The sequence below is a fragment of the Paenibacillus sp. NAIST15-1 genome (assembly GCF_001894745.1).
In the GTDB taxonomy this organism is placed as follows: domain Bacteria; phylum Bacillota; class Bacilli; order Paenibacillales; family Paenibacillaceae; genus Paenibacillus_B; species Paenibacillus_B suaedae.
Genome location: NZ_BBYF01000015.1, coordinates 100,271 through 124,421, shown reverse-complemented (window position 1 = coordinate 124,421; position 24,151 = coordinate 100,271). Strand labels below are relative to the sequence as shown.

General features: G+C 43.5%; 21 protein-coding genes. 12 read left to right on the top strand and 9 right to left on the bottom strand.

Features of this window, described 5'->3' with window-relative positions; genetic code table 11:
• Nucleotides 1-330 precede the first annotated feature (330 nt).
• A complete protein-coding gene (locus tag PBN151_RS23810; RefSeq protein WP_227775013.1) occupies nucleotides 331-1,479 on the top strand; it encodes a hypothetical protein in 1,149 nt (382 codons plus the stop codon).
• A 49-nt stretch (nucleotides 1,480-1,528) separates the two neighbouring features.
• On the top strand, nucleotides 1,529-2,743 hold the full coding sequence (locus tag PBN151_RS23805) for a spr1629 family repressor/antitoxin (protein ID WP_072730977.1): 1,215 nt from the start codon (nucleotides 1,529-1,531) through the stop codon (nucleotides 2,741-2,743).
• Between the two features lie 142 nt (nucleotides 2,744-2,885).
• Here PBN151_RS23805 and PBN151_RS23800 read toward each other — a convergent pair whose 3' ends face one another.
• Complete coding sequence (locus tag PBN151_RS23800) at nucleotides 2,886-4,079, bottom strand: MFS transporter (RefSeq protein ID WP_072730976.1); 1,194 nt, start codon at nucleotides 4,077-4,079, stop codon at nucleotides 2,886-2,888.
• A 190-nt stretch (nucleotides 4,080-4,269) separates the two neighbouring features.
• Here PBN151_RS23800 and PBN151_RS23795 point away from each other — a divergent pair, with 190 nt between their 5' ends.
• Both PBN151_RS23795 and PBN151_RS23790 read left to right on the top strand, forming a co-directional pair.
• Nucleotides 4,270-4,848 carry a TetR/AcrR family transcriptional regulator gene (locus PBN151_RS23795; RefSeq protein ID WP_072730975.1) on the top strand — a complete coding sequence of 193 codons (579 nt, stop codon included), beginning with the start codon at nucleotides 4,270-4,272 and terminating at the stop codon, nucleotides 4,846-4,848.
• A 267-nt stretch (nucleotides 4,849-5,115) separates the two neighbouring features.
• Nucleotides 5,116-5,838 carry a DUF4386 domain-containing protein gene (locus tag PBN151_RS23790; RefSeq protein WP_072730974.1) on the top strand — a complete coding sequence of 241 codons (723 nt, stop codon included), beginning with the start codon at nucleotides 5,116-5,118 and terminating at the stop codon, nucleotides 5,836-5,838.
• A 6-nt stretch (nucleotides 5,839-5,844) separates the two neighbouring features.
• Here the strand turns inward: PBN151_RS23790 and PBN151_RS23785 are convergent, their stop codons facing one another.
• From PBN151_RS23785 to PBN151_RS23770, 4 genes are all read right to left on the bottom strand, one after another.
• The gene (locus PBN151_RS23785) at nucleotides 5,845-6,429 is read right to left on the bottom strand and encodes a Crp/Fnr family transcriptional regulator (protein WP_072730973.1); all 585 of its coding nucleotides are present in this window, start codon (nucleotides 6,427-6,429) and stop codon (nucleotides 5,845-5,847) included.
• Between the two features lie 101 nt (nucleotides 6,430-6,530).
• Complete coding sequence (locus PBN151_RS23780; RefSeq protein ID WP_072730972.1) at nucleotides 6,531-7,307, bottom strand: CPBP family intramembrane glutamic endopeptidase; 777 nt, start codon at nucleotides 7,305-7,307, stop codon at nucleotides 6,531-6,533.
• 129 nt (nucleotides 7,308-7,436) lie between these two features.
• The gene (locus PBN151_RS23775) at nucleotides 7,437-8,246 is read right to left on the bottom strand and encodes a MerR family transcriptional regulator (RefSeq protein ID WP_072730971.1); all 810 of its coding nucleotides are present in this window, start codon (nucleotides 8,244-8,246) and stop codon (nucleotides 7,437-7,439) included.
• A gap of 37 nt (nucleotides 8,247-8,283) precedes the next feature.
• Entirely contained in the window at nucleotides 8,284-8,718 is a 435-nt protein-coding gene (locus tag PBN151_RS23770) for an Lrp/AsnC family transcriptional regulator (protein ID WP_072730970.1), read from the bottom strand.
• Between the two features lie 160 nt (nucleotides 8,719-8,878).
• Here PBN151_RS23770 and PBN151_RS23765 point away from each other — a divergent pair, with 160 nt between their 5' ends.
• On the top strand, nucleotides 8,879-9,361 hold the full coding sequence (locus PBN151_RS23765; protein ID WP_072730969.1) for a VOC family protein: 483 nt from the start codon (nucleotides 8,879-8,881) through the stop codon (nucleotides 9,359-9,361).
• Nucleotides 9,362-9,507: 146 nt separating this feature from the next.
• Here the strand turns inward: PBN151_RS23765 and PBN151_RS23760 are convergent, their stop codons facing one another.
• From PBN151_RS23760 to PBN151_RS23750, 3 genes are all read right to left on the bottom strand, one after another.
• A complete protein-coding gene (locus PBN151_RS23760) occupies nucleotides 9,508-10,767 on the bottom strand; it encodes a hypothetical protein (RefSeq protein ID WP_227775011.1) in 1,260 nt (419 codons plus the stop codon).
• Nucleotides 10,768-12,107: 1,340 nt separating this feature from the next.
• Nucleotides 12,108-13,487, bottom strand: coding sequence for an FAD-binding oxidoreductase (locus PBN151_RS23755; protein ID WP_072730990.1), 1,380 nt, complete (start codon nucleotides 13,485-13,487; stop codon nucleotides 12,108-12,110).
• 468 nt (nucleotides 13,488-13,955) lie between these two features.
• Nucleotides 13,956-16,481 (bottom strand): discoidin domain-containing protein, encoded by a 2,526-nt coding sequence (locus PBN151_RS23750; RefSeq protein ID WP_227775009.1) that lies wholly within the window; start codon nucleotides 16,479-16,481, stop codon nucleotides 13,956-13,958.
• A 347-nt stretch (nucleotides 16,482-16,828) separates the two neighbouring features.
• Here PBN151_RS23750 and PBN151_RS23745 point away from each other — a divergent pair, with 347 nt between their 5' ends.
• From PBN151_RS23745 to PBN151_RS23715, 7 genes are all read left to right on the top strand, one after another.
• The gene (locus PBN151_RS23745; protein WP_072730967.1) at nucleotides 16,829-17,431 is read left to right on the top strand and encodes a DUF4062 domain-containing protein; all 603 of its coding nucleotides are present in this window, start codon (nucleotides 16,829-16,831) and stop codon (nucleotides 17,429-17,431) included.
• A gap of 134 nt (nucleotides 17,432-17,565) precedes the next feature.
• Nucleotides 17,566-18,078: a GNAT family N-acetyltransferase gene (locus PBN151_RS23740; RefSeq protein WP_072730966.1), complete on the top strand. Its 513-nt coding sequence runs from the start codon at nucleotides 17,566-17,568 to the stop codon at nucleotides 18,076-18,078.
• 16 nt (nucleotides 18,079-18,094) lie between these two features.
• Nucleotides 18,095-18,820: a response regulator transcription factor gene (locus tag PBN151_RS23735; protein WP_072730965.1), complete on the top strand. Its 726-nt coding sequence runs from the start codon at nucleotides 18,095-18,097 to the stop codon at nucleotides 18,818-18,820.
• A 19-nt stretch (nucleotides 18,821-18,839) separates the two neighbouring features.
• Entirely contained in the window at nucleotides 18,840-19,943 is a 1,104-nt protein-coding gene (locus tag PBN151_RS23730) for a sensor histidine kinase (protein WP_072730964.1), read from the top strand.
• 147 nt (nucleotides 19,944-20,090) lie between these two features.
• Nucleotides 20,091-21,026, top strand: a complete 936-nt coding sequence (locus tag PBN151_RS23725) for an ABC transporter ATP-binding protein (protein WP_072730963.1) — start codon at nucleotides 20,091-20,093, stop codon at nucleotides 21,024-21,026.
• 27 nt (nucleotides 21,027-21,053) lie between these two features.
• Nucleotides 21,054-22,178: an ABC transporter permease gene (locus PBN151_RS23720; RefSeq protein ID WP_072730962.1), complete on the top strand. Its 1,125-nt coding sequence runs from the start codon at nucleotides 21,054-21,056 to the stop codon at nucleotides 22,176-22,178.
• Nucleotide 22,179: 1 nt separating this feature from the next.
• Complete coding sequence (locus PBN151_RS23715; protein ID WP_072730961.1) at nucleotides 22,180-23,331, top strand: ABC transporter permease; 1,152 nt, start codon at nucleotides 22,180-22,182, stop codon at nucleotides 23,329-23,331.
• A 161-nt stretch (nucleotides 23,332-23,492) separates the two neighbouring features.
• Here PBN151_RS23715 and PBN151_RS23710 read toward each other — a convergent pair whose 3' ends face one another.
• Nucleotides 23,493-24,119: a type 1 glutamine amidotransferase family protein gene (locus tag PBN151_RS23710; protein WP_072730960.1), complete on the bottom strand. Its 627-nt coding sequence runs from the start codon at nucleotides 24,117-24,119 to the stop codon at nucleotides 23,493-23,495.
• Between the last annotated feature and the right edge of the window lie 32 nt (nucleotides 24,120-24,151).

Sequence of the window (24,151 nt, the reverse complement as noted above, 5' to 3'; positions counted from 1 at the left end):
GCGATGTTTGTATTGTGTTGGAGAGTTTTTAAGTCGATAAAGGGATTGGAGGAATTAGTGCATTTTTATATCAACTCTTTCTCTTATGATTTGAACCACAGGAAAAGTATTTTACACAATGTCATTAAATTGTTGGTTGGATGTTTTTTATTAGTAATTACATTATTATATGAGGTAGAAGTGTTAGCATATCGCCCATCTATACTCGTTAATAAAGATGTTATACCCTTTATCTTCCTGATTTCGTTTTCCTTCATCATAATACTTGTATTAAGTCATTCTAAAGTCAGTCCACTATTAATGATATTTGCTTCAACGTTTTTTGGTCTTATGATTCTATTAATTTCTTTAATGGTACTGCTATTATTCATTGCTTCACTATTTACTCTATCCTTAAAGTCTCTCAAAACAGGCGCACCTTTATTTGCTGTTTCGGAGATTCAGGATATTATTGATAACCTCATTAAAATAGGGATAGGGCTGATTTTCATTGCGTCGGATAGGACATATTTTATATGGAACTTACTAATTTCAGTTTTAATTCAGGTTCTTATTATCTTTATTACACCACCATATTTGTTGAAACGCTCAAAAAATGCTCTCACTTTTGTGAATTACATATTTAATGCCTTGATACTATTGCTATTATTTGTGTCACAAGATGTGATAAACGGTATTAATTCATCTATTAAAAGTTTTCATTCAATAGGTATTGAGGAATTGCTCAATCAAACAAATAACCATACGTTTAAAGAGCTGTTTGATAAGTTTATTAACGTGACTTTAATACCCTATATCATAGGTTCATTCATAGGATTACTTCTGCTGGATCGGAAAGAAACAGCCCTGCAGCAAAAAGCTAGAAATAACTATTTAACCGCTTTACATCTTCATAGTAATGAAAACATAAAAGATGTAATAATTCATCTTAAAAAATCTGTCTACTACGGTGGAGAAAGCTATGAGTTGCTTATCAGAAGTAACAATGGCTTTGTTACTTATTACAACTCATTATTAACTAATGAGCCAATTAATAGTTCCTGGGGGCAACGTTTTACTAGTACTGTTTCCAGTCGTATTTTGTTGGCAGCGAAGATAGTTGCTGAATTTTCCAAATCCGTTACATCCAAAATCACAAAATTACCAATTGTACTCCGACAGTTTGCTGATAACTACAATCTTCGAATTCAATTGACTTTGCTAAGTATTGCTTTTAGCGGGTTCGCTGCATTTGCACTACTAGATTTTATTTTAATGAATTACGAAATCAATAAAATATTTCGATTTTTAAAAATATTATTTAACTCACTATCAATAGCCTTTACCACAATGTTTATAATTGCTACCGTAAGTCATTTGTACTATCGCAAGAGCTTTCATATAGTAGTTTTCTATTTTATTGCTAGTTTTTTCTCGATTTTCATACTTACTGTTGAGTATTTCCTTATAAAGTTGTTCATAAGAAGTATCATTCAATAAGACGGGAAACGTCGTTTGGAATAACGATAAGTAAAAAGGAGGGACAGGCATGTTCATTGGCGAAAATCTGGCCAATTTACGGATCATGCACGGATATTCGCGCAAACAGCTCTCCGACATGTTAGGTGTTACCGAACAAGCAGTCTGGCAATACGAGAACGCGTATACGACACCGAAAATGCAGATCGTGAATGAATTGAAAATAATTTTTAACGTAAAAAGCAAATACTTTTATTCGAAAGACATGCTTGCAAAATATAGCTCACCTGCGAATGTCGACGTCATCAATATTGCTTATCGCTCCAAGGTGTTGAATGTCATTTCAAAAACTCAGGCCGAAGCAAAGCATCTCGAATATTTAGATTCTTTTGTGAACTATATAACGGCTAATGTTAGCCATCCGACCCTTAAAATCATCAAGCTTCGGGACGAAGTGATGGAGTATGTAATTCATACGGATGACGATAGAACTGCCCAAATCAACCGTGTTGCCCATTTAGCAAGGAAACAGCTCGACTTATCGATATCCAGCAATGATGATCTCCTGTTCCAAATCGAGAAGAGTGGCGTGTTTGTGTTCGAGAAGGCCATTGGCGAGGAGATCGATGCTTATAGCCTGTGGACTCGAAATGACCGCCCCTATATTATATTAGGAAATATGAAACGTTCAGCTGCTAGGAGGAACTTTGATCTTGCCCATGAACTCGGTCATCTTCTGCTCCATTACCAGCTTGAGTTCGTCAACTTAGATCGAAAAGAACACAAAAATATTGAAAATGAAGCGAACATGTTTGCCGGAGCTTTGTTATTGCCGGAGGACGAGTTCTCACTAGATATGAAAGATGTGTCCCGTCTTACCAATCCTGATGATTACGTAGATCTGAAGAAGAAATGGAAAACATCGCTGCAAGTGTTAGGATATAGAGCCGCAAATCTAGGGATCATTGGGGCCAAAGAACATCGGAATTTCTATGCGTCATTGCACCGCAAAGGTTATTTAAAAATGGAGCCGCTTGATGATACCATTCCGATCCAGAAGCCAATGAAAATCAAAACAATCATTGATTTCGCTTCAAAGAAAGGAATTATGGATATTGGCCACATGATCGAACACGATTGGAAGGTTGAAGTATCCTTCTTTCATCATATGACGGGAATCGACCCAAGCTTTTTCGAGAAGTATATGGAAAGGAACTTAGATTTTGGTCTGCAAAATGTTACCGAAATTACGGAGCGTATTTCTGCCAATAAAATAAAAGCATAGATATGAATCAGTATCCCCTTTACGCACACTCAACGTGAGGTCAGGCCACCCTGAGCAAACGAGTGAACGGAAAGGGGATTTTTTATGGGCCAGATTGTAAAATGTTTACCCTCCCCCGCTAACCGGTTGATTCATCGTCCCCCTACTTCTTCTCTGTAGCAAAATAAAGGATGGCCACGATCGGGAAAGCCATTCCGATCCATAACGCGGCACTCCATCCTCCCGTAGCGTATATCCACCCTCCAATTGCGGATCCGATAGCACCGCCAAAGAAGAAGATGGCCATGAAAAGCCCATTCAGGCGGCTACGAATTTCCGGATTCAACGAGAAGAGCACGCGTTGTCCAAGCACCAAATTTGCGGAAACACCGGCATCCAATAATATGGCTGAAACGACGAGAACAGCTACTCCGATAGGTGAACCCGTACGAATGATAAGCGGCAACAGAACCGAAATGACGACAGTGACGAGTGCAATCCCTGTCGCGGGTCTAGTCCAGCCGCGGTCGGCCAAACGCCCTGCCACAGGCGCAGCTACTGCACCCGCAACTCCAACAAGCGCGAACAATGCGATTTCTTTCTGAGAAAAACCAAAGATCGGGCTGGATAGAAGTAATGGAACTGTTGTCCAAAATAAGCTAAACGTCGCAAACACACATGCATGATAAGCAGCCCGACGTCGTAAGATCGGGGTTGTTCGCAGCAAATGCCACATCGAACCAAGCAGAGCTGTATAGGAAGTGTCTAACGAAGGCTTTCTTGTAGGTAACACCTTTGACAGTACGAGCGCCAAAATAAGAATAGCTGCAGCGGACAAAGCGAATACGGCATGCCACCCAAAGAAGTCAGCTACCAGGCTAGACACAGGGCGTGCGAGCATGATCCCAAGCAACAATCCGCTCATAACATTGCCGACAACACGTCCGCGTGAAGATTCAGATGCAAGGTATGACGCAAAAGGTACGAGCACTTGTGCAGCGACTGATCCTACACCGATTACAAACGAAGCTGCTAAAAACGGGAAAGCTTGCTTTGACAATGCCGTAATTGCAAGGGCAACCGCTGTAAGAAGCAAGGATATGACAATCAGCCTTTTATTTTCAACAATATCCCCCATAGGTACGACAAATAGTAACCCGACTACGTAACCAATCTGCGTTAACGTCACGATAAATCCGGAACTGCTTTCAGACAACCCGATTGAAGAACTAATTACTCCAACTAAGGGCTGCGCATAGTAAAGATTGGCTACAATGATACCGCATGCGGTAGCTAGGAGTACGGTTAACCATGTCGGAATATTTCTCTCGATTGTTTGTTTTTTTGAAGCAGTCATTATAGGCTCCTCCTCTTCCTCTTTTAAATACTGAACGTATAGTTTATAAATTCGATAATCAAATAATATACTGAACGTTTAGTTTTGTAAATAGGTGGCCTCAACTTTATTTTTTATTCATAATTGGTATACTGAACGTATAGTTTATTTTTCTCGGGCAAGATATGTATGGATGAAAGGTGATGATTAGATGACCGGAAAAAGAGGCCGGCCGCGTAATGTAGAATCGCAAAAGTCTATCCTTTCCGCATCTTACGAATTATTGTTGGAAAATGGCTTTCAAGCCGTAACAGTCGATAAAATTGCTGATCGTGCCCAAGTCAGCAAGGCCACGATTTATAAATGGTGGCCTAACAAGGCTGCCGTGGTAATGGATGGTTTCCTGTACGCCGCCACGGCCAGATTGCCTGTGCCTGATACGGGCTCGACATTTCAAGATATTCAAATTCACGCTACGAATTTAACCCGGTTTTTAACAAGTCGGGAGGGCATCATCATTACGGAATTATTAGGCGAAGGTCAGTTTGATTCAGGATTGGCGGAGGCCTATCGAGCTCGGTTTTTCCGTCCCCGTCGACTTGAGGCAAGGGGTATTTTGGAGAAAGGGGTTCAACGCGGGGAATTGAAACAAAATCTCGACATTGGTATATGCATTGATCTTATTTATGGTCCGATTTTCTATCGCTTGCTTGTAACAGGCGAAGCGTTGGACGAGCCCTATGTGCAACAATTGGTGAACAACGCATTTGAAGGAATCCGATCAATCTGAACCGAATTTGCTGCAACATCCAACTAGTAGCGATCGAACAACATTCTATGATCGTTTCTTTCATGCTTTCCATGAGCAGCCCAAACTCTGTGGTGGATTAGTGCGGGGCAAGGACATTAAGCGCCTAAGCCGAAGACTTCTTTCCTTGGCTTAGGCGCTTAAACGTTCTCTTAGGTACTTTTCATTTCCTCTTGATTTAAGTCAATGCTCCATCATCACCCTCTGCTTACAATAGGATTCATAAAGAACACCTGGAGGGATTTGATGATGGTTACGACACACATGCAACGAACCGATCAGCGTACAGCTGCCCTGACTGCTGGCATAGCGCTGATCATCATGACGTTGGCTTCCTTTTTCTCGTACGGCTATGTCCATGCCAGCCTTGTTGTACAAGGAGATGCTAGCGCCACCATTCATAACATCTTGTCATCCACCGCACTATTCAAGGTTGAAATCTTGGGCTGGCTGATGATCCTCATTGCCGATATCGTGGTTGCCTGGGCTTTCTATATGGTTCTAAAGCCTATCCATCAAGGACTTTCCTTGCTCGGCGCATGGTTCCGACTCATCTATACAGGAATACTTGCGATCGCTATTCTAAACTTACTATTCGTGCTGTTGCTCACGGGCAGTCCAGATCATTCTGCAATCTCCGATCAGCTTCAGACGCAGGCGATGTTGTATGTACGAGCTTTTGACGCCATCTGGTCAATTGGGCTAATTATTTTTGGCGGGCATCTGTTGATTGTCGGTTGTGTGGCCCTGAGATCTGCCAACATATCGAAAATCATCAGTATCTTGCTGCTGCTTGCCGGTACAGGCTACATCCTCGTTCACCTATGCAACGTGTTTTTCCCACAATATGAGGCGATCAAAACCATACTTACCTATGTATTTACGGTACCGATGATCGTCGGCGAATTGGGCTTAGGTTTATGGATGCTGTTCAAAGGTGGGAAGGACGGAAAGACCCCTATTGCGGCCTGACTATGATTATTCCTTGTCTTGATGGACGCGCTTCTTGATTCTGCTTAAAGACTCTGGCGTAATGCCCAGATAGCTTGCCATCTGGTGCTGCGGCACACGGTCGATTAGTCCGGGCCGATTTCGCAGCAATGCCTTGAAGCGCTCTTCCGGCGACGAGGCGATAAACGCAGCATATTCATCTTGGACTTGGCCAAACTTTTCTTCGACCATCTGACGCGTTAAGGATTCCAATTGACCATATTTTCGAAACATGTCCTTTTCAACAGCCAGCTCACCAACAACCAACACGGTGTCCTCCAGACATATAAAGGTGTACTCGGACGACTTATCCTGCTTGTGAGCATTAATGCTGGTGATGGCTTGCTCCTCGGTATAGAAATTGATCGTAACCTCTTTGCCCGATTCATGAATCAAGTATTGCCTTACACATCCCTGTAATACAAAATAGCAATTCGTAGGGACATCTCCTTGTCTAAGGAGCACTGTTCCTTTTTTATATTCCTCTAAATGAATATCTTCAAGAACAGCCCGCTGTTCCTCTTCAGTAAGGGATGTATATTTCGCCATGTACTTCACCAATAATTCCTTCATGCTTCTCCCACCTCGTAGAAAAGGTCATCTCCATTTCACTTTACCATTTCTTACAAAAAGGTTCACCCTTCAAGTCATGACGGAACCTGTATTCCCCTCACTTATTTGTACAAGCACTTTCTATCATTCAATACAACCAAACCTACAGCAACGATCAAATAGAATGGGGCCGTAATGACAATAATACGCAATGGATCTCCCAATTGAATCCCCATAAAGTAATTAAAAAGCTGATGAATGAGAATAGGGATAATCAGATTGTGATTCAAATTATAAAATACCGTTATCATGATCGATACAGAGATGATGGAGACCAAGAAGCAGACAATATACAGCACTAAATTCATTCCTGAATAGCCTGTCATCAGCCATAGCGGCGCATGCCAGAATCCCCATGTGACTCCAACTATAATAGCTGATTTTAACGGACTGAATCGTTTCTGCAGTTCGTCGAGTACAAATGCGCTCCATCCCAGCTCTTCCCCAAGCGGCCCCAGAATCAGATTATAACCAAACAGGATAAGCAGTGTCGTCCAGGAATCAGCTAATTGCTCGCGTATGGGCACATTCCAAACTGCAGTTACTACGAAGAGACTCCCTATTAGAACAAATAATTGGAGCAAAATAATGCTCAGTACCGTTGATAGGCGTATCCTTGCACGAAATTGACCCTTTATAAAGTCCATCAGGTTTTCTTGAGGCTTGATTTTGCGGAACATCGCGACGAACACAAGGGTAGCTGTCCATGCTGATAGCACTTTTAACACTTCTGCTAATGGTTGAGATTTGATAACCAACATGGATAACCCGATGAGAAGAAGAAACACATAGAATATGCCATAGGTCCATAGAATATATCTTTTTAATATGCCATTCATATTAATCCCCGCCTGTAACTAGTTTATAAAGAAAAAAAAACAATAGAACAATTTGCGCGCACATGCTCCATTGGTTTCCAACTATAAACTATGGTGTTACACCCAGGTCAATAGATCGATCATAAGTCCCTATGTTCCCTCAACAGGAATATAAATTTCTAAAAATACGCGCTCCATGTTATCCAGATACGTGATCAGACGAGTATTCACAAAGGCGACTCCTTTGGGTGCAAGCCCCTGTTCCCGTCCCCATGCTAACGTTTGTTCAAAAACCTGATGCTTAATATCCCCACTCCCGTTTTGGAATCTGCCATCCTCAACAATCGTGTAGATGCATGTGGGAAACTCCAAATAGCACCCTTCTTCTGTTGGCTTCGCTTCACGCTTCTCCACAATGTACATCTTCGTATCCAGAAACCCAGTTTCATCAAACGTAAACTGCCTCATGATTTTACTTAGAATGTCGTCCTTCATCGAGTCCATATGCTCCAAAATAACCGGATACTCCTGAAAGGCCGTGAAATCAGATATCTCCCCCATTACTTCATAAGCGGGGAACTCCCTAATGGAATATTGGTTGAGATGTTGTTTGATATCCTCACAGAATTGTTTGGTTTCCTTTATTTTTTGAAGCATGTATGCATTCAGCCGTATCGTTTCTTCTAATTCGCTGGCTTTATCCTCTAATAAAGCTCCAAGCTCCTCGATTTCACTGCCTACCTGCAGCCTTTTTACTTCTTTTATCGATAGATTTCTCTTTTTATAAAAGTCAGCCACCATCAAGGTATAGATATCATAATAGTCATATTGCCTATAGTGATTGGATTCATTTTGCTTTGGACTCACAATCCCTTGTTCCTCATAGTATCTCAGGGCATCCCTAGTCACTCCAAGGATATCTGATAACTGGCTTGTTCGGTATGTGTTTCGTTCCTCCATTTCAAGTAGGCCTCCTGATGTCCGTACTCTCCTCTGTTCAGAGCAATACCCTGTTCTCTAGAATGTTTTTCATACTAATATGGGATTTTGAAACTCCGATTTTTGCAAGATCATCTTGAAACTGGGCAAGCTCCTCGATGGATGCCGTTTGTACCTTGATCAGATAATTGTATTCTCCGCTAATGCGATATAAATCCGTCACTTCCTTGGCATTTTCACAAAAATCTACAACTTCTTGGCACCGTTCCGTTTTTAACAGAATAAACGTGGTCGTCCCTCTGTTCAAATTCCGCAAATTAAATTTAGCCGTATATCCGGAAATGATATTTTTTTCTTCCAGCTTAATCATTCTTTCTTTCACGGATGGCTGAGACATGGACACTTCCTTACTGATCTGGGAAATCGACATTCGCGCATTATGCTGAAGTAATTGCATGATCTTTTGATCAATATCATCGAACCCATTTTCCATACGATGCACACCTCAAATCCGAAATTTTAATAAAATAAACTCCCCAGCCTACATAACCTTATATTCACATGCATTCTACTACATATCCCTCACTTTTCGCATTCATTTTACGATTTCATCCCCCTATAATTAGAACCATCTCTGATGAGGAGGATTATAAATGAGTATACAAGGTCTTGCCCATGTGGCCATCCAAGCTAAAGATTATCAAGCAACCATTGCGTTCTATACGGAAGTATTAGGGTTCAAGATCGGCCATCACTGGAGTTTGCCATCCTTTCAAATTAAAGAGGCTTCCATGCTGATTTCGCCTGACCAAAGAACTTGTATTGAGGTGTTTGATAACGACGCGGTCATTCCTGCTCAAGGAAAGAGAGCACATTCTGATGATGAGGTAACTCATGGAGCATTATTACATCTCGCCTTCTATGTCCAAGATGTTGAGGATATGTATCAGAAAGCACTCGCATATGGAGCCAAGCCATTTATAGAGCCGGCGAGTCTGTCCCTTGGCGAACCGCCGCTTGTAGTCAGAAACGCTCTCATCCACAGTCCCAATGGTGAGGTTATCGAATTTATTGAAGATGTAGATTTTGATGTGTCCTCCAGAGGGTCGGAGAACCATGGAAACAAAGCATTTTAACAAAGGGGCTCGTTACTTGCGGTACGATGAAATTAATGGGACTACCGAGGAAAATTCCAAATAAAAACATCGCAGGATCTGTAGATTATTTTAAGAGGAAAAAATGGGCAGGATTAAACTGTATCCTGTCCATTTTCTTTTCCCATTCATAGAAATGTCATTAGAACTGTTACACCAATCCCTAAAAGTGTTACAACAAAAGTCATCAATGCAATATTGATTATCAGATTTTCCTTTCCAACTGCATACAAAACCTTTATGTGATCTAAACATTCAGTATAGATTGTTTTATATTTCTCATTGTATTTATTATTTGTGAAATAAATTTCAATTTCTTCTCCCTCATAAAATGCTTTCCACTCCTTTACCTCACTCCTGTCATTTTTTTGATAACTCATATGTAGTTTGTTATCATTAATTGCTCGAATTTTATTTACAAGCCATTTATAATCTTTTGAAGTGATTTTGTCTTTCCCTTCATTAAAGTACTTATTCATTTTTTGATTTAATTCAAATTCTTCAATTCTATCAAATAAAAAGTAATAGAAATCCATTCTGTAACTACTCAAAATGCTTGTAAAGGTTAGAGGGGAATAAGTATTACCCGTAAAATAAAGCTCCATCTTTAATCCCCCATACCCTGTCATATCAGTAATCAGGTATTGCTCTCCGTTGCGTATCTCATATGTTGCACTCAAAAAAACATCCCTAAACGCTTCTTTATCAAAAGCGTTTTCAGGATAATTGATTACCTTTAATGAAGGTAGTTTGTAGGTAAAACCATAACAAAGTTCCGCTATCTCCATTAGTTTTGATTGCACCATCGAGTCAACCAATTCATCAAATATTCTATAAATATCACTAAAATCCATTGTTCTCATTAGACTATCAAGATTGTAATATCCAACAAACCTCTTATTATACAAATGTCTCTTATTATCCTTAATAAATTCAAGGAGTCTTACATCATCCATTATTTTAACAAAGGAGATCTTAAACTCAACTACCGCTTGATTATTATTTACTTGTGAAAAAGATGCGGTTATCTCTCTTATAAATTTGTCATCTAAGAATTTTATTGTTGCTAATGCTGATTGACTCGAACCTGCATATTGCAGAGTAAAATAATTTAGATCTCTTATCTTTTTTGGTTTATAATTCAATGCAACTTGATATTTTTCCCTGTTTAGTTTAGAAAACTTTTTAATGAGTCGATTCATTGCTTTGTTATCATAGGTTTCTAAGATAGTAAATTCCCATACTTTAAATAGTGATTTCCCTTCAATAAATTCCCTATAACGTTCGTTAGAGTTAATGTAGTCTTGATACTCTGTACTATTTTCAATGATATCTAAAAGTTGATTTACATATTTTTTTCTCTGCTTTTGGTGTTGTCTATTCCTCAAAAAATCATCCCTTTTCTATAATTACCCTAATTCCAATCCACCATAATTTTTTCCAAGGATCTCATTTATAGTGCTAAAGATGGTTTTTTACCTCTTCACAATATTGTTTGGTTATATTGGCTTTTTTAAGTATGTGTGATTTATCCTCTATTAAAAATTCCCGTTCATCTATTTTGCTTCATACCTGTAGCCTTTTTACTTCCTTCATTCAGAGGGTCGGAGAAGGGTGGAAAAGATAAAAGAGCTTACCGTACGATTCAGTTCGTCGAGCGCCTCGCCAAAGAAAAAAGAGCAGGGATAAGCCCTGCTCTAATCATTAATATTGCTACATGAACTTCTCAATAATTTTAAATATCACGGTTGCGAATACTGCAACCCAAAACCCTTTTGTACTGATAATACGTAAAGTTCTTCGAGCACATCTAAATGCAAACAAACTAAGTTGTTTTTGCATTTCTTACCCTCCTCATATGTCGGTATGGCAGAGGGTAAGGTTATTACATCAGGAAAGGCTAAGTACATCAAACGGATCTCATTTTTTCTAATAACCCTTTCGGGTTCCATTTGCTCTATTAATAACCCTTTCGGGTTCCATTTGCTCTATTAATAACCCTTTCGGGTTCCATTTGCTCCATTAATAACCCTTATGGGTTCCATTTACTACTTTATTAACCCTTATGGGTTCCATTTACTACTTTATTAACCCCTACGGGTTCCATTTACTACTTTATTAACCCCTACGGGTTCCATTTACTACTTTATTAACCCTTATGGGTTCCAATTACTACTTTAATGCCCCAACTTTGCATACAATCCTCTCCTGTATCATAACCACCTTCCCTACTTTTTCCATACCGACATTTTTATTATACAGTTACTTGTATAGCCCTGTCTAGAATGAAAAATTAACTAGAAGCGATATAAGAAGACGAGGTATTGTAAATGCCAAAACGCCCTTCATCTGAGTGTTTGACTTTTATTATTCAACCTCTTCATATGTTTCCTCATAGTACCTATCAACTTCTTTCTGTTACGGAATTACATCTTATATAATTTTGTTCCTACACTCCACCTTTCATGTGTGTAGCTACAGCTTAGGTAAACAACGAGTTCACTCTCGACATTCTTGTAGGGCTTTTTTGCATAAATTAAAGTAATAACAGCCTTCGTTCTTAGAACCGGTAATCTACTCTCCTTGACTGGATATTTCCGTTACCTTAGGTTGTAGTTTAGGGAAAAGAACGGCAAACACCCCCAAGATCATCTCCCCTATCTTACGATATAGGAGCATTCCCTTGGGGTGCTTTCTTCTGTTTCGTGGTATGGGGAAATTCCCCTCCCTAACGGCGAGGCTTCTTCCCCACCGGAATACTTTGGGCAAAGCGAAACACATTATGGGGATCATACTTGCGTTTTACCTGCTTCAGTCTAGGAAAGTTCACACCATAGTAAGCCTTGGGCCAATTTTTTATTTGCAAATCAGGAAAATTCACATAATCCCCTACAACGAAGGGACGTAATGCTTTTCGAAATCTTTTCACCCACTGAATATTCCGCTGCTGCTCGCTATTGTTCCTCCATCGCGCAGATAGCTCATAGATCGTCTCCGCCTTCCGATGGGGATAGGCTGTTGCTGTCGGTGATACTCGGCTCACTGCGCTTCCTGCACCACCTAAGCTTTGAGACCATACGGTAGAATGCCGGTTAGGTGCTTGAGACAGGAATTTCCGAATAATCCGAATCCCCTCGCGAGGCAAAGGGTGAAACCCGTAAGCTCCAGTTATTTTAAACTTCGGCTCCAAATTCAGATCCCCAGCGGCAAAAAACTTAGTTGCCTCGATAAATGGCACGGTTCGCACCATGACCTTCACCGGAGTCCCTGCTTTGAGCAAAGGTCTGATTAAACGGCGCAATTCCTCTTTGCTGCCCAGCAACTGTCCAGTAGACACGATCGTCCCTACCTGCTTCGCAGCCACCTCAATCGTTGAGGTTAAACGGTTCGTGACAGAAGGCGCCCAGCGCTGCCAAGCCGGGAGTACCCTCTCTAAATGGCGCCACTTCCAGGTTATGCTGTAGATGGAGACGGACTGAATAGGGCGTACCCGAAATGTAAACCTTGTAGCTATGCCAAAGTTCCCTCCTCCACCACCTCGTGATGCCCACAATAAATCAGAATGTTTCTTCTTATTTGCTACGATTGTCTTCGCCCCATACCGACCTGATGCGACAACCATCTTTACTTGTTTCAAGTTATCGCAGGTAAGTCCATATTTGCGCGACAGAAGTCCAATTCCGCCTCCCGAGGCAAGCCCAGCAATGCCCACATCGGGTGCAGTCCCCGCCGGAAGGGCCACACGCTTATCCCACAGCTTCCTGTACACACGGGCAAGCGGATTGCCCGTCTGCACATGGGCCACCATCCTCTTGCGATCCACCTGAACCTTATTCATCTCGCTCACATCGATAATAATCCCGCCATTGACAGACGAAAAGCCCTCATAGCTGTGACGCCCGCTGCGCGCCCTCAGCCGTACCCCCCGCTCGCGAGCCCACTTGACTGCGTTAATCACATCCTGCGTTCGTCTGCAAAAGACGATAACCCGCGGAAACTTGGAAAAACGCCTGTTGTACTCCATTCTTGCTTTATGATATGAAGGGTTCCCCGGCCGCACAATCCTTCCCGTTAATCGGGTTGCCCCTTTTTTCTTCTGCTTTGCCATCGAATGTCCACCATCCTCGTCCATGGAGTAAGCTACACTCATCTGCTTATTCCTATGTCGGGACATCTGACCTGGTAACGGCACCTGCCTTGTAGGCATTGTTTCCTCACCATTTATAATTCGTTAGCTCCATTCCGTTAGCCGCCTTTACAATCATTTTCGTGACAGCCTTAAACATGGCATTCATTAGGAATGGTACACGAAGCATCAAGTTACTTCAGAACGTTTCCCCTATTTGTGGCCTGTTGTACTTGCGGGTGCTTATTCAGCTGAGGATGATGATGAAGATGACAACTCCTATGGTTTCGAGTTTGATTATGGTCTCGCAAGGATACTAGATGGAATTGAGCAGTAGATTCGTTGATTACATCGTAAACAATACAAAACAAGCCCAGCACGGTGTATCTTGTGCATGGGCTTGTTTTGTTATTTAGAGAACCACCAATCTATTTATGCGAGGCCAATGGATCAGCTGCCGTAGACTTCGAACTCATAAAGCGAATACCAGTAGTCGGTACCCTGGTTCGTTGCATACATGCGGACATACCTCGCATTTACTGGTTCAAAGTAGATATCGTCAATGCCGCCATCGCCCGTTGATGTCGTATACATATCCGCCCAATTGAGGGCATCGTTCGACACCTGAATCCTGTAACCCTTCGCATAGGCAAACTCCCAATTCAATTTCACCTGATTGACGCGATACTGTTGTCCAAGGTCTACGTAGATCCATTGCGGGTTGGAATATAGACTGGACCATCTTGTCGTCGGATTGCCATCTACCGCTTTATCAGCCGTGTATGCGGCTGTCTCGTTGGAAGAAGCTGTTGCCGATTTATTTAACGCTAGATTTGGTTTGCTGCCATAAACCTGAAATTCATACAAGGAGTATCCGTAGAAGGTGTACGCCCTTTGCGTCCCGTACATTCGTACATACCTTGCATTCACCGGAGTAAAGAATATATCGTTGATGCCCCCATTACCCGTTGTCGTGGTATATACATCCGTCCAGTTGGCTGCATCATTGGATACTTGGATTTTATAGCCTTTTCCATAAGCAAGCTCCCAATTCAATAGGACTCGATTAATGTTATACGACTGACCGAGGTCAATCGCTACCCATTCTGAATCTGTAAACTGACTAGACCATCTTGTCGTCGCATTGCCGTCCACCACATTGTTCGGCGTAAGAGTTGCGTCTTGGTTGGAAGATGACGAAGCTGTCTTATTTAACGCTAGATTCGCTGTGGTGGCGGACCCAACGCTATCCCCATATACCTGAAACTCATAAAGGGAGTACCCATAGATCGTCCCTCGTTCCGTAGCGTACATTCTCACATACCTTGCCGTTGTTGGCACAAATCCAATATCGTCGACTCCGCCAACGCCAGTCGTGGTCGCATAGACATCCGTCCAATTGGTAGCATCGTTCGAAACTTGAATTTTGTAACTCTTGCCGTATGCGGTCTCCCAGTTCAGTCTAACTCGGTTAACGTTATAGGCTTGCCCGAGATCAACGTAGATCCACTCCGTATTTGTATATTGCTGGCTTGACCATCTGGTGCCGAACTTATTGTCGACCGCCTTATCGGCGGATACAGAAGAACTTTGGCTGGAAGAGGCTACAGCCGTCTTGCCGCTTGCCAGGTTTCCCGGAATCGTGTACGTTCCTTTGGTGAATTTGTAGATGTCTTCATACATTTGTCTGCCGTCATAAATGCCGCTTACGCCGTTGTTGTTCTTGTTCTTATAGAAGTTATATATACCGAAGATATCTTGGTACCAGCCTTTGATCGCCCCTGTCATGTACCCGTATTCTGCGCCAGCCTTTAAGTAATTATCGAACCGGTTCTTAAAGTCGGGGTCAGACATCGCTCTCTCGTCAAATTCCATTTCGATGCCTTGATTGTAGGTTTGAGCTTGGGTAGTAACAGCGGTCATTCTCGAATAGTCTGAACTCGGGACGAAGTAGTGGTTGGGCTGCTGGATACTGAAATCAAAGGTATAGTTATGCGCGTTTTTGCTCTGTCCTGCACCAAAGTATGGAATCCAGCAATATTTCAAGCCAAGCGAGTGCAGATAGTTTCCAGTGTTATTAATCGCATTAACCTCACCCTGATTGCCGGTGTCTATATCTTCGTGGAACCAATAGAAACCCTTTAATTCAAGGTTGCTGTATTGGGCTTGGTTCCATTTGCTTCGTACGGTGTCGATATACCATTTGGTTACCTTGGTCAAGTTGCTGGGATTGGTTTTTAAATTTTCACTGATGCCGTCGTTATCGACATCCCCGAAATTGGTTATTCTACTGTTGGGATAAGGTATCATAATATATACCTTGGATTTGTAGTTTGGTTGGTTTAGCGTGGCTGCAACCTGCTGGGTAGCTTGATTCAGGGCGTCCAGCTGTTGATTGGCAGTGAAAATACGGTTGATGTACCACTCCCAATCCGTCTTGTAGGTAAACTTGGCAGGGTCAGCCGAATCGCCGAAATCCCGATAGTCAGGCGTATTGATTCCTAGGAACAGGAACGAGTCAAAGAAGGTGTCGTCCATCACATTATTGCTGTTGTAGTGCGCAACATAAGGCAACAATGTATTTTTGTCATACGTGCCGATTTCTTTCCCCTCGTATGTGTTTCGACCTCCGTAATATCCGGTGTACAGCAAGGCCATATTTTTCACGTTTCCAGATGCCGCGGTGTTGGGTGGAAAATATCCCGTCGCAGCGGCAAGGTCAAGAGGCTGCTCTATGGCAGGCTGTGGCTGTTGCTCGAGATCAGATTGGGGCTGTTGATTGAAATCAGGCTGTGGCTGTAGATCGGGATCAGGCTGAGGAATTCCCCCTTGCTCCGGCTGAGTAGGAGTTTCAGGCAAAGGCTGTTGATCTCCCTGCCCCTGCGTAACCTCCGGCGGTATATCCCCCTCTGCATTCAGTACCGATGGATGGACAGAAAAAACAATCGAGAAGATTAGCACAAGTGATAACAACAACGAACCTCGTCTTGGATACCTTTGACTCTGCTTCATTTTTCATCCCCATTTCTTAGATTGAAATGACAATTACGTTTGTACAAGTCTGGTACATGAGCCTGACCCTGACGCCCAATTATTCCAAGTAGCCTCTTCACCATAGATTTTATGAGACATTTTTATCCGCAGTAATAGATAGTTGTTTACTTTGATATACACTTCTTTACATCCCAAAATCACGATGACGATGTACCCCTCTCTCTCGTTTCCTTCGCATGTAACCTACACAGTATCGTTCAATATTGACACATAAAGTAATGGGACGGTATGATCCATATAAATTTCATTTCAGTTCATAAAGGTGGCCTATGAAAAAAAAACTACAAATCTACATATCGTCTACTTTTTCTGATTTGGTTGAGGAAAGATACACCGCTGTAGAAGCCGTGCGTAAAGCTGGGCATATTCCTGCAGGAGTTGAGCTATTCTTCAAGGAAACTTCAATGGACATTAGGAAAAGATGGATCGATGAATCCGATATATATATCCTAATTCTCGGAGGATTCTATGGTTTAACGCTTCCTGATGATGAATCAAAGAGTTATACGCATTGGGAATATGATTATGCGGGAGAAGCTGGTAAACCCAGATTTGCTTTTGTAGTCACAGATGAAGCATTAAGACAAAAGCCATACGACTTTGTAGTAGGGGAGTATTATGAGAGGCTCCAAGAGTTTAAACAATCCGTATTTGAGGAAGTACCTACCTATTATGTTGAAGACATACGGCACATTAAGATGGTTATGCGCGATCAATTGCCAAAGTATGAAAGAAAAAAGGATCTGCACGGCTGGATTTCTGCCAAGGATGTCCCAGACGTACAAAAGTTATTGGAAGAGAATGCGAGTTTATTGAGAGAGAATGCTGCATTAATTGCTGAGTTAGAGAAAATTAAAAGAGAAAATCAATGATATGGAAGTACAGTATTTCATCGTCAGATGGGGGCTGTACTTTTTTTCTTCCCATAAAAATATCCTTTGAGTACAATAAATATTAAAAGATCTGGGGATAGGCCCATGGAATTCCATTAAGAAGGAGATAAACCATGAAATCCGCATATGAAATTGAAACCGAGCGTCTTGCTCTGCGCGTTTTTGAAGAAGAGGATGTTGAGGCTGCTAAGCGGTTTTGGGGCGATGAGGAAGTGATGCGGTACTGTCTTGGTGCCTCCGCCCATGAGAAGCTGCCTTTGACTCTTACAGCTTACCGCGAATGTCATCAGGCAAAGGGATTGTCCGTCTATGCGGTGGTGGAAAAAGAAACGGACATGGTCATAGGAGCCGGCGGTTTTAATATATCGGGAGAAGCCCATGAGGTTGAACTCATTTATCATTTTGCCAAGTCAAGCTGGGGAAAAGGATATGCGACAGAAGCGGCAAAGGCTTGCTTAGAGCTTGCCAAAAATCATGGCGGCGTGAAGCGAATCCATGCTTCTGTTGACCCTCAAAATGCGGATTCCAGCAGGATTCTTGAAAAAATAGGTTTTACATACGCCGGCACGGAATGGTTCGAAGATACACAGCAGGAAGAAGCCGTTTATGAAATCATGCTGAAATAAAGCAAGGAGGCGTATGATGAAAATTCGCGTACTAATCGCCGATGACAACTCATTCATCCGCGAAGGGATGAAGATTATTTTAACCACATTCGGGGAATTCGACGTACTCGCCACAGTAGAGGACGGCCGAGAAGCCGTCGAATACTGCCAAGCTCAAGAGGTGGATGTTGCCTTGCTGGATGTACGGATGCCGAATATGAACGGGGTTGAGGCCACCAAGCTGATTAGCGAGCAGACAGCGACCAAACCGCTCATTTTAACGACGTTTGATGACGATGAATATATTCTGGATGCCATCCGCTTCGGCGCAAAGGGATATCTGCTGAAAAACACCGACCCGGAGCGGATCCGCGATGCGATCAAAAGCATACACAACGGGCAGAGCGTCCTGCAGGATGTGGTGCTGGAAAAGCTCAAATCCCAGATGTCAGGGAGCCGGGAGTCGACGGAGAGTAAAGTGTCCGTCCCGACTGCATCCTTCGGAAAGCAGAAAGCAGGAATCAGTCCTGAAAGGGAGCAGAGTTCCCCCAATGACGGGCCCTTCGACCGCAGTTTGTTTACGGAACGAGAGCTGGATGTCATGTCGCTCATCGCGCAGGGCCTATCGAACAAGGAGATTTCTAAGGAAATATTTATTTCCGAAGGAACGACGGCAAATTATATCACAGCAATTTTGAATAAAACCGGGCTATCGCACCGGACACAGATTGCGATTTATTATCTGACGGGCAAAACCCGTTAGAGAAGGGAAAGGCTATCGCATGGAAGTTTGGACGGTTGGCAATAAAATGATCATGCTGCTGTTTGTTGTCATCGCTTCTTATTTTACGGCGGCAGCGGCTGATCCATGGTTTGTATTCTATTTTCTAATTTATTTGGCGCTGAATCTAGTCTTGCATATCGTGAAGAAGAGCGTCACCAAGCAGATAATTATTTTGGGAATTATTGTCTATTTGGTCGGTTGCACGGTTCACTATCCGTATTTTGCACTGCTGCTTCCGTTTAGCATGAATGAGCTGTCGTCCTTTCATCCGCGGAAAAACGGTTATTTGCTGATCGCCGTATTCCTTCCGATATTGTTTTTGCGCGGTGAAATGGTGATTTTGTATGCCTTTGTAGCTGCTTGGAGTTTCTTCGGTTATGTGATGGTTCGTCATTATATAGGGAGGGTCATTAAACAGGAGGATGAGCTTGAACGGATGCGCAAGGACGTGCAGAAGCTGGCGAAAAGCCTCAACGAAAACCGGGAATACGCCAGAGCTTCGGAATATATGGTCAAGCTGGAGGAGCGCAACCGGCTGGCTCAGGAAATTCATGATGGCATCGGGCATGCGATGACCGGCGCCCTGATTCAGATGGAAGCGGCCAAACGCCTTCTGGGCAGCGATGCGGCAACAGCGGAGACGCTGCTGCAAAACGCTATCGGCATCTCCAAGGAAGCAATTGATGAAATCCGGATTACGCTGAAACATAACAAGCCCCCCATGGAGCAGCTTGGGTTCAGCCGTTTGAAGACCGCGGTTGAAGCTTTTGCAGGCCAAACGGGACTCATGACCTCGGTCGTCCATGAAGGAAACATCGATCAGATCACTCCGCTTCATTGGAAAATTATTTATGAAAATGTCACGGAGGCTTTGACCAACAGTGCCAAATATTCTGGAGCTTCGGCCGTTCATGTGGAAGTCCGGGTATTGAACCGTTTTATTAAAGCCGTCGTAGCCGATAACGGCAAAGGTGCCCCCAAAATCGTCAAGGGCCTTGGCTTGATCGGGATGGAAGAGCGGACTGCACACGTCAACGGGACGGTCGTCGCCGACGGTACCCGCGGTTTTAGCATCACGACCCTGATTCCGTACGGTGACTAATGAAATTTCTCATTTGCCGTTAATCCCTCACCTAGCAAAATATGAATTTTCTCATGTAAAAAGGATGAACTTATGCACTGATATAAGAGCATCCTTTTTTATTATGATAAGGACATCGATAGCACAACGAAACGGAGTGAATGATAGATGAACGTATTGGAAATCCGGGGGCTTACAAAGAAATTTGGCGATTTTATCGCTGTTGATAATATGTCGCTGTCCATTCGGGAAGGTGAGATTTTTGGTTTTCTCGGATCTAACGGAGCTGGCAAGAGCACAACGATCAATATGGTTTCGTCGCTGCTGCGTCCAACCAGTGGGGAAATCTGGATTCTGGAGAAGGACATCATGAAGCATAGCCGCTTTGCCAAATTGAACCTCGGCGTTGTCCCCCAGGATTTAGCGATTTATGAGGATATGACTGCGTATGAGAATGTAAGCTTTTTTGCAGGGCTGTACGGTTTACGGGGGACCGAGCTGAAGGAGCGGACAGAGGAAGCGCTGACGTTTGTCGGTCTCGGCGACAAGGCCAAGAGTTTTCCGAAAAATTTCTCCGGCGGGATGAAACGTCGCCTTAACATCGCCTGTGCCATTGCGCATAAACCGAAGCTGATTATTATGGATGAACCGACCGTAGGGATCGATCCCCAATCGCGCAATTATATTTTAACCTCGGTGCGAAAGCTGAACGAATCCGGCTGTACGATTATTTACACAAGCCATTACATGGAGGAAGTCGAGGAAATTTGCTCCCGTATCGCTATTGTGGATCACGGAAAAATCATCGCTGAGGGAACCAAGGAGCAGCTGAAATCGACGGTCACCGACGTCAAAGATATTCGCATTGAATTGAAATCGGCCCAAGGCGGGGAAAGCGAAGGTTTAAAGACCATTCCGGGGGTGCGTAATGTACTTCAGGATGAACAGGTAATTCGGATTCAGAGTGATGCCGCGGTGGATAACTTGAACCGGATATTGAAGCAGCTTATGGATAATGGCAAAGAAATCCGCGCGGTTGAAGAACAGGAACCTAATTTAGAAACGGTATTCCTTACATTAACCGGGCGCAATTTACGGGATTAATAGATCGCGGAAAAGGAGGTTACCACGGTGAATATATTATCGATTGCATTAAAAGAAATAAAGCAGGATCTCCGCGATCGGCGTACGCTGGTGTTCATGCTGGGCTTCCCGATCGTCCTTATGTTAATCCTGGGTATGGCGCTGAGCAATGCATTCAGTTCCGATGTCAAAATCGGAGAGCTGAAGGTTTTGATAAAGGATTCAACCGGCGGCGGAGAGTTGTCTCAAGCGTTTAACGCTTTTACGAAGGAAGTAGGCAAAACGGGAGTGAGATTTGAGTCTCTTCAGCCTGGGATGGATGGACGGACGGAAGTTGAAAATAACCGTTATGTGGATTATGTCGAGTTGACTCCGCAAGGAATTTCCCTTTACGGCAGCAGCCGCGATACGATCGCAAGCAATATTGTGCAGGGGATGCTGGCTTCTTTTACGGATAAATATAATGCGGCTGTGGCGGTAGCCAAGATCGAACCGGCCCAAACCGAGGCGGTATTCGCGAGCAGCGGAACAGACTACATCAAAGAAATGTCCATAACGCCGAACCGAACGCCAAGCTCCGTCGATTATTATGCGCTCGCCATGACCGTGATGGTCGGTATGTGGGCGGCCATGTCAGCAGGCGGGCTGATCCAGAGCGAGATCAGTCGCGGCACAGGAAATCGGCTTATCATTGCTCCGGTAAGTAAAGGCGAAATTTTTACGGGCAAGATTTTGGGCGGAATGATGACGAATGTATTGTGCGTGATAGCGATGGTCCTGTTCAGCAAATATGTGTTTAAAGCTTATTGGGGCAGCCATATGGGGATAGTTGCCATCGTTCTGCTGTCGGTGGTCATCATGGCGATGGGCCTTGGCCTTGCATGCGGCTATATGATAAAAGGCAGGGCAGGCCGCAATTTCGTCAGTTTGATCGTTCAGCTCATGTCTTTTTTCGGAGGAGCCTATTTCCCAATCGGCGATGATTCCGGCAGTGGCTTGATGGGGTTCCTCATCAATTTGTCACCCATCCGCTGGGCTAACCATGGTCTGACGCAAGTGATTTACGGAAATGACGTATCGGCAGCCTGGCCGGTTGTTTGCATAAACATCGGCTTCGCCGTATTGTTTCTAGGTGCATCGATTATCGTGATGAGACGCCGGGAGGGATTGTAAGATGTGGAGTGAGATCTGGTTTCTAGCTACCAAAACGCTGATTGCGACATTTCGCAAACGCAGTGCGCTATTAATATACTTCGGTCTGCCGATTATCGGTATTTTGGGTTCCATACTGTTGTATGGCCAACAAGGGCAGACACAATTACGGGTTGGCGTGGTTAACGATGATCAGGGTCAACAGATTGCGGCGGATACGATCGGTTTTGTGCAGCGTCTCGACCATGTGCAAATCGTAAACGTCACGGCAAGCGAGCTCAAGGAACAGCTGGCTGCGAGCAAGTTGGACAGCGGCTTGATTATCGACTCGGGTTATTCGGAGAGCGTGCTGAACGGGAATCCAGGCCATATTTCCATCGAATCGGTGAAAGGGGCTCAAGTAACGGCGTACATGAAATCGATGCTGCACGGATATATCGATAATGTCGCGGCAATGGCGAAAATATCTGGAGGCGACCAAACCAAATTCCGGCAGCTGTATGATACTTACCATTCCTCGGACTTTAAGCTGACGTCCCAATCCGTAAATGATACATCTGTAACCAAAGCAATGTCGTTTCAATCCATCGGGTTTCTGCTCTTGTTTATGATGAACTCTGCGACCGGGCTATCGGAGCTGATTTTGAAAAACCGGGAGAACCGAACCTATTACCGCATTCTTTCCTCTCCGATCAATGCGAGGACCTATGTGCTGGCGAATGTTTTGGTGAATATTATCGTCATGATCGCGCAAATTATCGTCGCTTTGTTCTTCATGCGGGTCGTGTTTAATCTGGATCCAGGAATCTCAATGGGGGAAATGCTTATTATTCTAACGCTTTTTGCGCTTGTATCCGTCAGCGTGTCGCTGGTGATTGTAGCTTTCTCCAAAAACTCGGCGATGGCTGGAGCGCTTCAAAATCTGATTGTGACTCCAACCTGTCTGCTCGCGGGCTGCTTCTTCCCGAGAAGCATTATGCCTGAAATGCTGCGCCGCATTTCCGACTTCATGCCACAGAGTTGGGCGCTGCAGTCGATCGACAAACTACAGTCCGGAGAAGCGATGGGCAATATCTGGTTTAACCTGACGATTTTATTCGCCTTTGCGGTTGTTTTCTTCCTGATTGCAACATACAAATTCGGACGTAATAACGATACAAGAAACTTCGTTTAGCTTTCATGGTTTGCAGTGAAATATATTGGGGCATAAAAATAGCAAAGAGGTTGCACCCGGGTAAGCCGGCGTGCAGCCTCTTTGTCTTGGGCAAAACGAAACATATAATGCGGATCATACTTTCGTTTCACCCGAAGCCGATTTATTTCATGCTGATACCTTTATTGGATTGAGTTCATCAACTCGAAGAAATATTGAGGTTTATGGGTCTTATTTAGGCTATACCAAGCATCTAATGTTGTTTCTGAAAATACATCTAATGCTCTCAAGATGTGTGCAGAAAATTCCAATGGTGCTACTCCAGATGCCGTGATCAATTTCCCATCCGATACTACAGACTCCCTCTTGTAATACTGTTCGCCCGCATAAGTGGGACAGACCATCTTCAGGTATTCCATATCATTGCTTGTGTGGCAGCGTGAGTTCAGCAATCCTGTCTGAGCAAGTCCTATTGTGGCACCGCAAATCGCGGCAACCAGTATGCCTTCCTCTACACATCTCTGGGCAACTTGTAAGATCGGTTGGTGAATGGGTGCTGTCCATGTATCTCCACCAGGCAAAATCAATACATCTGTACTTGCCATGCTGCACTCCTCCAGACAGATTTCAGGGAGTATCTTCACCCCCCCCATCGTCGTCACAGGAGTCTTCTCATTCCCCACAGTAACTATTTTTGAGGGGGACATCCCCTTTTTATAAAATCTTCCCGAATTCAATTCGGCAGTTACATAACCGATCTCCCAGTCTGCCATTGTGTCAAATACATACAGATATACCGTATTACTCATGTGTACGTTCTCCTTCTCTACCCAATATTCAA

What these genes read in the sequence shown, in the direction of transcription:
- PBN151_RS23810 (WP_227775013.1), top strand. Translation starts at nt 331, where the DNA reads ATGATTCTATTAATTTCTTTAATGGTACTGCTATTATTCATTGCTTCA.
- PBN151_RS23805 (WP_072730977.1), top strand. Translation starts at nt 1,529, where the DNA reads ATGTTCATTGGCGAAAATCTGGCCAATTTACGGATCATGCACGGATAT.
- PBN151_RS23800 (WP_072730976.1), bottom strand. Translation starts at nt 4,079, where the DNA reads ATGACTGCTTCAAAAAAACAAACAATCGAGAGAAATATTCCGACATGG.
- PBN151_RS23795 (WP_072730975.1), top strand. Translation starts at nt 4,270, where the DNA reads ATGACCGGAAAAAGAGGCCGGCCGCGTAATGTAGAATCGCAAAAGTCT.
- PBN151_RS23790 (WP_072730974.1), top strand. Translation starts at nt 5,116, where the DNA reads ATGGTTACGACACACATGCAACGAACCGATCAGCGTACAGCTGCCCTG.
- PBN151_RS23785 (WP_072730973.1), bottom strand. Translation starts at nt 6,429, where the DNA reads ATGAAGGAATTATTGGTGAAGTACATGGCGAAATATACATCCCTTACT.
- PBN151_RS23780 (WP_072730972.1), bottom strand. Translation starts at nt 7,307, where the DNA reads ATGAATGGCATATTAAAAAGATATATTCTATGGACCTATGGCATATTC.
- PBN151_RS23775 (WP_072730971.1), bottom strand. Translation starts at nt 8,246, where the DNA reads ATGGAGGAACGAAACACATACCGAACAAGCCAGTTATCAGATATCCTT.
- PBN151_RS23770 (WP_072730970.1), bottom strand. Translation starts at nt 8,718, where the DNA reads ATGGAAAATGGGTTCGATGATATTGATCAAAAGATCATGCAATTACTT.
- PBN151_RS23765 (WP_072730969.1), top strand. Translation starts at nt 8,879, where the DNA reads ATGAGTATACAAGGTCTTGCCCATGTGGCCATCCAAGCTAAAGATTAT.
- PBN151_RS23755 (WP_072730990.1), bottom strand. Translation starts at nt 13,487, where the DNA reads ATGGCAAAGCAGAAGAAAAAAGGGGCAACCCGATTAACGGGAAGGATT.
- PBN151_RS23745 (WP_072730967.1), top strand. Translation starts at nt 16,829, where the DNA reads ATGAAAAAAAAACTACAAATCTACATATCGTCTACTTTTTCTGATTTG.
- PBN151_RS23740 (WP_072730966.1), top strand. Translation starts at nt 17,566, where the DNA reads ATGAAATCCGCATATGAAATTGAAACCGAGCGTCTTGCTCTGCGCGTT.
- PBN151_RS23735 (WP_072730965.1), top strand. Translation starts at nt 18,095, where the DNA reads ATGAAAATTCGCGTACTAATCGCCGATGACAACTCATTCATCCGCGAA.
- PBN151_RS23730 (WP_072730964.1), top strand. Translation starts at nt 18,840, where the DNA reads ATGGAAGTTTGGACGGTTGGCAATAAAATGATCATGCTGCTGTTTGTT.
- PBN151_RS23725 (WP_072730963.1), top strand. Translation starts at nt 20,091, where the DNA reads ATGAACGTATTGGAAATCCGGGGGCTTACAAAGAAATTTGGCGATTTT.
- PBN151_RS23715 (WP_072730961.1), top strand. Translation starts at nt 22,180, where the DNA reads ATGTGGAGTGAGATCTGGTTTCTAGCTACCAAAACGCTGATTGCGACA.
- PBN151_RS23710 (WP_072730960.1), bottom strand. Translation starts at nt 24,119, where the DNA reads ATGAGTAATACGGTATATCTGTATGTATTTGACACAATGGCAGACTGG.